General features: G+C 61.4%; 8 protein-coding genes. 7 read left to right on the top strand and 1 reads right to left on the bottom strand.

Annotated elements, in window-relative coordinates; genetic code table 11:
- From RTS12_RS02645 to RTS12_RS02615, 7 genes are all read left to right on the top strand, one after another.
- Positions 1-720, top strand: a 720-nt coding sequence (locus RTS12_RS02645) for an ABC transporter permease subunit (RefSeq protein ID WP_312525202.1), incomplete at its 5' end; no start/stop codon positions are given.
- Positions 720-1,868: an ABC transporter ATP-binding protein gene (locus RTS12_RS02640; RefSeq protein WP_312525200.1), complete on the top strand. Its 1,149-nt coding sequence runs from the start codon at positions 720-722 to the stop codon at positions 1,866-1,868. The genes RTS12_RS02645 and RTS12_RS02640, both read left to right, overlap by 1 nt.
- 16 nt (positions 1,869-1,884) lie before the next feature.
- Positions 1,885-2,979 carry an ABC transporter substrate-binding protein gene (locus RTS12_RS02635; RefSeq protein ID WP_312525198.1) on the top strand — a complete coding sequence of 365 codons (1,095 nt, stop codon included), beginning with the start codon at positions 1,885-1,887 and terminating at the stop codon, positions 2,977-2,979.
- A 41-nt stretch (positions 2,980-3,020) separates the two neighbouring features.
- A complete protein-coding gene (locus RTS12_RS02630) occupies positions 3,021-4,127 on the top strand; it encodes an ABC transporter substrate-binding protein (RefSeq protein WP_312525196.1) in 1,107 nt (368 codons plus the stop codon).
- A 112-nt stretch (positions 4,128-4,239) separates the two neighbouring features.
- Positions 4,240-5,085: an inositol monophosphatase family protein gene (locus RTS12_RS02625; RefSeq protein WP_312525194.1), complete on the top strand. Its 846-nt coding sequence runs from the start codon at positions 4,240-4,242 to the stop codon at positions 5,083-5,085.
- On the top strand, positions 5,082-5,702 hold the full coding sequence (locus RTS12_RS02620) for a dual specificity protein phosphatase (RefSeq protein WP_312525192.1): 621 nt from the start codon (positions 5,082-5,084) through the stop codon (positions 5,700-5,702). The genes RTS12_RS02625 and RTS12_RS02620 overlap by 4 nt, the downstream gene beginning before the upstream one ends.
- Positions 5,699-7,276, top strand: coding sequence for a metallophosphoesterase (locus RTS12_RS02615; RefSeq protein WP_312525190.1), 1,578 nt, complete (start codon positions 5,699-5,701; stop codon positions 7,274-7,276). Before RTS12_RS02620 ends, RTS12_RS02615 begins: the two co-directional genes overlap by 4 nt.
- Here RTS12_RS02615 and RTS12_RS02610 read toward each other — a convergent pair.
- A complete protein-coding gene (locus RTS12_RS02610) occupies positions 7,273-8,289 on the bottom strand; it encodes a substrate-binding domain-containing protein (protein WP_312525188.1) in 1,017 nt (338 codons plus the stop codon). The genes RTS12_RS02615 and RTS12_RS02610 overlap by 4 nt on opposite strands.
- Positions 8,290-8,380 lie beyond the last annotated feature (91 nt).

Here is an 8,380-nt window from a genome sequence, read left to right as displayed (position 1 = left end):
AACTTCACCCTGGATTACTGGATCGGGCGCGATCTGCCGACCGTCGCGATGAAGACCGGGATCTTGCTCAGCGCGGATCTGTGGCGGGCGGCGTGGAATACGATTTCAATCGTCGGTATGGCGTCAATCTGCTCGGGGCTTCTGGGTATTCTGACCGGCTATGTCGTGATCCGAACCAGCTTTCGCCCGCTTGCAGTCTTTCTGCGGCAGGTCACCTTCATGCCCTATCTCGTGCCGGGCATTGCCTTTGCCGCAGCCTATCTGTCGCTTTTTGCCGTGCCGCGCGGCCCGGTTCCGGCGCTCTACGGCACCACCGCGATCCTCGTTCTGGCGCTGATGGCAGATCAGATGCCCTATGCCTCGCGCGCCGGGATCTCGGCGATGATGCAGCTTGGCAAAGACCCCGAAGAGGCCGCGCAGATCATCGGCGCGGGCTGGTTAAGGCGCATGACCTCGGTCGTGATCCCGATCCAAAAGGGTTCGCTGGTCACGGGAATCCTGCTGCCCTTCATCTCGGGGATCAAGGGGCTCAGCCTTTTCGTCATCCTCGCGGTGCCGGCGACGGATGTGCTGACGACGTTCTCGCTGCGCCTTGTTGATTACAACTACACGCAGGCTGCCAATGCGGTGGTCCTTATCATCGCGGGGCTGGCCTATGCGGGCACGCTGCTTGCGCAGAAATTGACCCGCACCAATCTTGCCGAAGGACTTGGAAACTGATGCCGGACATAATCCTTAGCAATGTGCAGAAATCCTATGGCGCGGGCTCGCCCAATGCTGTGAGCGCGCTAGACCTTCATATCGGCGACGGCGAATTCATGTGCCTGCTTGGCCCATCGGGCTGCGGCAAGACCACGACTTTGCGCATGGTCGCGGGGCTTGAAAATCTGTCGGGGGGCGAGCTGCGCATCGGCGACCGGGTGGTCGACAGCGCCGAAAAAGGCGTGTTCATTGGCCCGGAAAAGCGCGGCATGGGCTTGGTGTTCCAATCTTATGCGCTTTGGCCGCATCTGACCATCGAGCGTAATACCGACTTTGGCTTGCGCCTGCGCAAAGTCCCCAAGGCCGAGCGCGAAGAGCGGGTTACCCGCGTTATGAAGGCACTTGATATCGAGAAATACCGCCACCGCTATCCCTCGCAGCTGTCGGGCGGGCAGCAGCAGCGGGTGGCTTTGGCGCGAATGCTCGCGGTCAATCCGGGCGTCCTTTTGCTGGACGAGCCGCTTTCGAACCTTGATGCGCGGCTGCGGCTGGAGATGCGCGCCGAACTCAAGCGCATCCACGAGGAATTCCGCACCACCATCTTGTTCGTGACCCACGACCAATGGGAGGCGATGACGCTTGCGACCTCGATTGCGGTGATGAGCGAGGGGACGCTGCAACAGCTTGGCACCCCCAACGACATCTATGACCGCCCCGCGAACCGCTTTGTTGCGGAATTCGTGGGCAGCCCGCCGATCAATATTCTTGAACTGGCCTCGGACCATGCACTGGACCGCGCGGCCAAGGAATGGCTGCGGATCAGGCTGGGCGAGCGCGCCGATCTTGGATCGGTCGGCATCCGCCCCGAGACACTGAAACTTGCCTCCAGCGAGGCGGCTGTTCCGGCGGGCAGCTTCCACCAGAGTGCCACCGTTACCGGAGTTCTGCCGACCGGTGGCAGCTGGATCATCGAGATCAATTGCGCGGGCCGGATGATTTTCATGACCACCACGGAATGCCCGCGCTGGCAGGGCGGCGAGCAGGTCTGGCTGCATGCCCGGCCAAGCGCACTTCATGTTTTCGACCAGAACCGCAACCGCCTGATCGCCGCCGATGAGGCACTGGCCCGCGCCGACAGTGGCGTTGCGGCCGTGCGTGAGGCCTGAACCAATGGACACAATGATGAAAAGCACGCTTCTCGCGCTACCGCTGACCTTGCTGGCAGGACTGGCCCATGCCGAGGACTTCAACCTTGACGCATTGATCGAGGCCGCAAAATCCGAACCACCGACCACGGTTTACGCAGTCACCGGCAAGATCGTCGATACTGCGGATGCCTTCAGCCAGAAATACGGGCTGAAGGTCACCGGCAAAAAGGTGAACGAGTCAGGTCAGGTCGATCTGCTGATCCGCGAGCATCAGGCCGGAAACGTCAGCGGCTCGGTCTCGCTTGCCGCCGATGCAGCGATGGTCGCATCCGAACTGATTGGGCAGGGCATCGTTGAAAGCTGGGTGCCGGGCGATATTGCCCCGCATCTGGCTGAGGGTGCGCGCGATCCGCTGATCGTGGTCAGCGACCCCCATGTCTGGGCCTATAATTCAGGCAGCTATGACAAATGCCCGATCTCCAATATCTGGCAACTGGCCGACCCCGAATGGAAGGGGTTGGTGACGCTGATGGACCCGCTCGACAAGGCCGCCTATGCCGATTGGTTCAACCAGCTTGCCCGCGACCACGATGACAAAATGGCCGCCGCCTTCGAGGACCATTTCGGCAAACCCTTTGACACCACCCAAGGCAGTGCGACCGAGGCCTGGGTCAAGGCTTTTGCCGCAAACGGGCCGATCATTTCGGACAGCGGGCATGTTTCGGATGCAATTGGCGCGCCGGGTCAGGATAAGCCGTTTTTCGGCATGCTCTCGACCGCGAAGTTTCGCGACAATGAAGACAAGGGCTATCACCTTGCGGTTTGTACCGGGATGAAGCCCTTCGCGGGATGGCTTTATCCGGGCCTTGGCGTCATCGCCAAGGGCACGCCCGCGCCGAATACCGCTAAGCTGTTCATCCACTACCTGCTCAGCGAAGAAGGCATTGGCGCGCAAAGCGTTGACGGCAAGGTGCCCTCTGATCCGCGCATTGGCCTGCCCGCCACCGAAGCCTCGGGCATCGGGGCCCATCTGGACGAACTTATGGCCTGGAACAATGCCGAGGCCACATCCGACCTCGACGCAAGACAGGACTGGCAAGACATCTGGCGCACGAGCCTCACGCGTTAACAAGCCCGGACCACATGGGCAAAAAGGGAGACGACAAGGAAATGACCATCAACAAACTCATCCCGCTGGCGGTTCTGACGGCCGTCTTCGCCGGGCCCGCCATGGCCGAGGACTTTGACCTGGATGCGCTGATCAAGGCCGCGCAGGCCGAGGAAGGCATCAATGTCGTCGACAGCACCGGCAAGATCGTCGACATGGCCGAAAGCTTCTCGCAAAAATACGGCGTGAAAGCCGTCGGCACGAAAAGCAAGGCGACAGCGCAGCTAGAGGCCGTCGTGCGCGAAGCCCAGTCAGGCAATGTGCAGGGCGATGTCGTGATGATCTCGGACGTACCGGCTGCGATGGGGCAACTTTTGCCCGAAGGTTTTGCCACCAGCTGGGTCCCCCCGGATCTGGCCGCGGATATCGATCCGAAGGCCCAAAACCCGCTGCTGGTGGTCAGCAGCCCGAACATCCTGACCTATAACACCCAGCTTTATAAGGAATGCCCGATCAAGAACCTTTGGGATTTGACCGAACCGGAATGGGCAGGAAAGCTTGCCATGCAAGACCCACTTGGCAAGCCATCTTATACCGATTGGTTTAACCAGATGCGCAGCCATGCCGATGACAAGATCGCCGCGGCCTATGAAGCAAAATTCGGCAAGAAGCTGGAAACCGACGCGCCAAGCGCGACCGAAGCCTTTGTCACCGCGCTGGCCGCGAACGGCCCGCTGCTGACGGATTCAGACTCGGCCGCCGCCGATGCCGTCGCCGCCAATGGCCAGACCGAGCCCTTCGTCGGCCTCGTCAGCGCGGCAAAGTTTCGCGACAATACTGACGGTAAGCTGACGCTTGGCCTGTGTAGCGGCATCGACCCGATCATTGGCTTTTCCAATGCCACCGTCGGGCTGATCGTCAAAGGCACCAACAGCCCGAATGCTGCGAAACTCTTTATCCATTACGCCATGACCGGCGAAGGCATCGCGCCGCAGGGCGAGGATGGCAAAGTATCTTCGAACCGCACCGTTCAGCTGCCCGCCGACGAGCCTTCGGGAATTGCCAAACATCTTGATGAAGTTCTCGCCTACGATCCATCGACCGGGATGGATGATTGGGACAGCCGTCAGGACTGGCAGGACATCTGGCGCCTTTCCTACAAAAAGTGACCCTCCTGCCGGGGCATTCCAAAGGAATGCTCCGGCCTTTTTTCAGATTTCATCCTCCGCACTTGCACGGCTGTGCAATATGCCCGAAGAAGCGGATGAAGAGGAATGGTTAATGACACTCACGAATGAAGACATAGCCCGGCGCGAGACCTTTCTAAGCGATTTGCTCGCGAGTGCAGGGGTCCTTGCCCTTGACGGGTTCCGCCGGCAGGAAGGCCAGCCCATCGACATGAAGGGGCCGCAGGATTACCTGACCGAGACCGACGGCGCAGTCGAGGCGCATATCCGCGCCCGTCTGCTGGAAGCCTTCCCCGAGGACGGATTTCTTGGCGAGGAAACCGGCGGCACCCCCCGCGATCAGGTCTGGGTGGTCGATCCGATCGACGGCACCGCGAATTTCGCCCGTGCCATTCCGCACTTCTGCATCTCCATCGCCTTTGTCGCCGGGGGCGAGATCCAGCTAGGGGGCATCGTGAACCCAGCGCTTGGCGAGACCTATCTTGCGCGGCTGGGGCAGGGGGCCACGCGCAATGGCCAGCCAATCCACGTTTCGGCAACCCAGGACATTGCCGCAACCTCGTTCGAAATGGGTTGGTCGAACCGTCGCCCGCTGGCCCATTTCGTCTTGGCCCATAGCGCGCTATTCGAAGCGGGCAGCAACGTTCGCCGTGGTGCCTCGGGGGCGCTTGGCCTTGCCTATGTCGCGGATGGGCGCAGCGATGGCTATGCCGAATTGCATATGAACCCGTGGGATTGCCTTGCCGGACTGCTTTTGGTGCGCGAGGCCGGTGGCGTGACCGGGCCTTTCCTGGCCGCCGACGGACTGGCGCAAGGCGCCTCTGTTCTTGCCGCGACGCCCGGCGTTGCCGATATCCTGTCGCAGGCCACGGCCATTCCGCTTTTGGCCGGGCGCGACCTATTGCCTGAAACCGCAGCCCAAACCCTGAGGATCGCATGAGCCCGCGTTATGACCGCCCCTGGATCAGTCGTGTTTACGAAAACCTGCCGGGTTTCGGCGTCGATCTTTATGTCGGGGGCCGCGAGGGGGCGTCAGATGTCGGCTTGCTTCGTGCCAATGGGATCAGCACCGTCCTGAATTGCGCGGTGAACCTTGATTTCAACTATGTCGCGCAAGGTGACGAAATCTCTCATGACTCTGGCGTTGGCTATGGTCCGGCCCAGATCCGCTATTACAAGCTTGGCATCGTCGATGGTCCGGGCAACCCGGACACGATGATGCTGGCAGGCTACTTTCAGCTGAAAGGCGCGCTAGAGCAGGTGATGCCCAATAAGCCCAGCTATCCGCTGCGTGAACGCGGCAATGTGCTGGTGAATTGCCGGGCCGGGCGGTCACGGTCGGTGGCGCTGGTCTCGCTGTTTCTTCATATGCATCTGCCACAGGAATTCCCGACCCTTGCCGATGCCATCGCCCATGTCCGCATCAAGCGTGAGCTGCGCCCCGAAGAGTGGGACGAGACGCCAAAGCCGATGCTGGTTGCCGCCGCCGAGCGCAGCGCCGCCTGGGCACGGCTGATCGAGACAGAACATGACCTTGCAGAGGCAGCACTCGCGTGACCAAGATTGCCGTCATCGCCGACCCGCATGTCCATGATTGCAGCTGGCAGCCCAAGAATTCAGGTCTGACGGGCGCCATCCGCAGCTTTGCCGAAACCGCCGCGTCGACCCGCGTTTTCAACGAAAGCATTCCGGCCTTTCGCGCCGCGCTTGATCGCGCCGTAACCGAGGGCGCAAAGCTGGTGCTGCTGGTCGGTGATCTGACCGATGATGGGCAAGAACCCAATATCCGCGCGGCGCTGGCGATACTGGCAGACTACCGTCAGCGTCATGGCCTTCGGGTGCTGGCGACGCCGGGCAATCATGACTTCTATGCCCTGACTGGGCGCCCTCAGGTAAAGACCTTTCTCAGCGCCGATGGCGCGCCAGTCGTGGTGGATTCCGCACTCTCTCCGGATGCTGCAACCTTGGGAACCGCTCCTGCGCTGCAACTGATGGCCCATCTCGGCTACCACCCGGAACCCACCGATCTGCATTGGGAGACGCCTTTCGGCACGAATGCCGATTTCGCGTCGCGGACCTATGAGATCGCAAGCCCGGACGGGCAAAGCCGCCTGCAGATGATCGACAGCTCGTATCTGGTCGAACCTGTGCCGGGCATCTGGATCCTTGCGCTTGATGCTAATGTCTGCGCACCGCGCGATGGTCAAAGTGACCCTGACGATCCCAAGGCCTATCACGATCCAACCGACGGCGGTTGGGCCGCAGTCATTGCCCATCGCTCCCATCTGCTTGACTGGATGACCGATGTTGCCGCGCGGGCCAAAGCACAGGGCAAGCAGCTGATCGCCTTTTCCCATTATCCGGTTCTTGACCCTCTCGGGGGGGCATCCGCCGAGGAGGTGGCATTGTTTGGCGCCACCGGTCTTGCGCGCCGGGCCCCGCCCGCGACCGTGGCCGAGGCTTTCGCCGCAACGGCTGTTCCGGTGCATTTTTCGGGACATCTTCATGTCAACGATTGCTCGCGCCACGATGGGCCGCGACCATTTTTCAACCTTGCGACGCCCTCACCTGTCGGGTTTCCGCCTGCAATGAAGCTGATCGAGGCCAAGGGGACGCGCCTGACCCTGCGCACCCTCGATCTGGCGGATGTTCCGGGCCATGATCTGGCCTTCAAGGCCTATCAGGCCGAGGCCGTGCAGGCTGGCCGCACGCCACCCGCCGCAAGCCATGCCGCAAATCACGGCGCATTCATGGATCACCACCTAAGCGCGGTCGTGCAAGATCGCTATATTCCACGCGAATGGCCGCAAGAGATGGCCACATTCTTTGCGACAGCGCGCCTCAAGGATCTAGGCGCACTGCTGGGGCGGACAGAGGTGATGCCGGATCTCGCGCTGACCCAGCTGGCCGAGGACTGGTATCGCTTGCGCAAAGGTGCCGATCTGGCCGCGGGCTATATCCCCGCCGCGCGGCTGGCGCTTTACGACCGCATCACCCGTGATCTGCCGGAATGTGAGGGCCTGGCGCGACAAGTGACAAGCTTTCTTGGGATCATGCGCTCCTATCTTGACCGCCTGCCCAATCAGGATTTCACGATCGATATCAGCGACATGTCGGTAACGCGACTTTAGGGGCGGACCGTCTTGCGCCAAACAATCTGCACGGGCAGCGATTTTTCGCGGGGGACATCGGCCTCGTCCGCGTCAATGATCTGGGCGATGTAATCGCTGATTTCGGCCAAAGGCTGGCGGAAAGTGGTCAGGTTATAGCCCAGCCAACTTGCCTGCGGGATGTCGTCAAATCCGACCACGCAAAGATCGGTGGGGACATCCAGCCGGAATTCGATCCGCGCCGCATCCATGAAGCCAAGCGCCAGCAGATCGGTGACACAAAAGACCCCATCCGGTCGGCTTGAAGCGGCAAGCAGATGGCGCGCCGCCTCGGCCCCGGTGGCATAGCTGGTCGGTCCGCTTTTGCTGACCGTCACGCTCAGGCCAAGCTCGGCCGCGGCGGCGAGAAAGGCATTTTCACGCGCGACAATACTTGGGGTTCCGGCGGTCGAGCTGACCAGCGCCAGCCGCGAACATCCCGCCCGGCGCAGCATCAGACAGGCCTCGCGCGCGGCGCCATCATTGTCCATGATCACGAATTGCGCGCCCTCGATCGGCTCGTTGCGGTTGATCAGGATGACGCGTTGGCCGTTCTCGATACAGGTTTCGATCAGCGAGGCGGGCGGGCCACCAGAAAGCACCACCGTGGCATCGGCGCGGTAATTCAGGGTCTGGCGCAGCGCGGCGGAAACGGCCTCGGGCTGACCTGCGGTGTTCAGCACCATCACCACCTTGCCAATGGCCTGCAGACGGCGGATTGCGGTCTCGACCAGCGCGGCCTGATAGGGGGTCTGCATTTCGGAAACGATCAGGCAGACAATGCCCGATCGGTGCTGGATCAAACCGCGCGCCAAATGGTTGACGTGATAGCCAAGCTTTTCGGCGGCAGCGAGAACCTTCGCGCGGGTCTCGGGCGAGACGCTGGCGCCATCGGTAAAGGTCCGCGACACCGCCGAGCGCGAGACCCCGGCAAGTTCGGCCACCTTGTTCGCGCTGACCGAGGCTTTCCGCGGCTTGCTCTTGTTTTTCGACACTGGCCTATCCGTCCCCAAATCTCTTTCCTATCTTGCACAAAACCGTGACAAGAAAAACATCTTTTCGGAAACCATCCGCTATGCTTTTTGC

It is taken from the genome of Paracoccus sp. (in: a-proteobacteria), assembly GCF_032007265.1.
GTDB lineage: Bacteria > Pseudomonadota > Alphaproteobacteria > Rhodobacterales > Rhodobacteraceae > Paracoccus.
Note: the sequence above shows the minus strand (reverse complement) of the source record. Positions and strands in the feature narration are given on the sequence as shown.

What these genes read in the sequence shown, in the direction of transcription:
- RTS12_RS02625 (WP_312525194.1), top strand. Translation starts at nt 4,240, where the DNA reads ATGACACTCACGAATGAAGACATAGCCCGGCGCGAGACCTTTCTAAGC.
- RTS12_RS02640 (WP_312525200.1), top strand. Translation starts at nt 720, where the DNA reads ATGCCGGACATAATCCTTAGCAATGTGCAGAAATCCTATGGCGCGGGC.
- RTS12_RS02620 (WP_312525192.1), top strand. Translation starts at nt 5,082, where the DNA reads ATGAGCCCGCGTTATGACCGCCCCTGGATCAGTCGTGTTTACGAAAAC.
- RTS12_RS02635 (WP_312525198.1), top strand. Translation starts at nt 1,885, where the DNA reads ATGAAAAGCACGCTTCTCGCGCTACCGCTGACCTTGCTGGCAGGACTG.
- RTS12_RS02630 (WP_312525196.1), top strand. Translation starts at nt 3,021, where the DNA reads ATGACCATCAACAAACTCATCCCGCTGGCGGTTCTGACGGCCGTCTTC.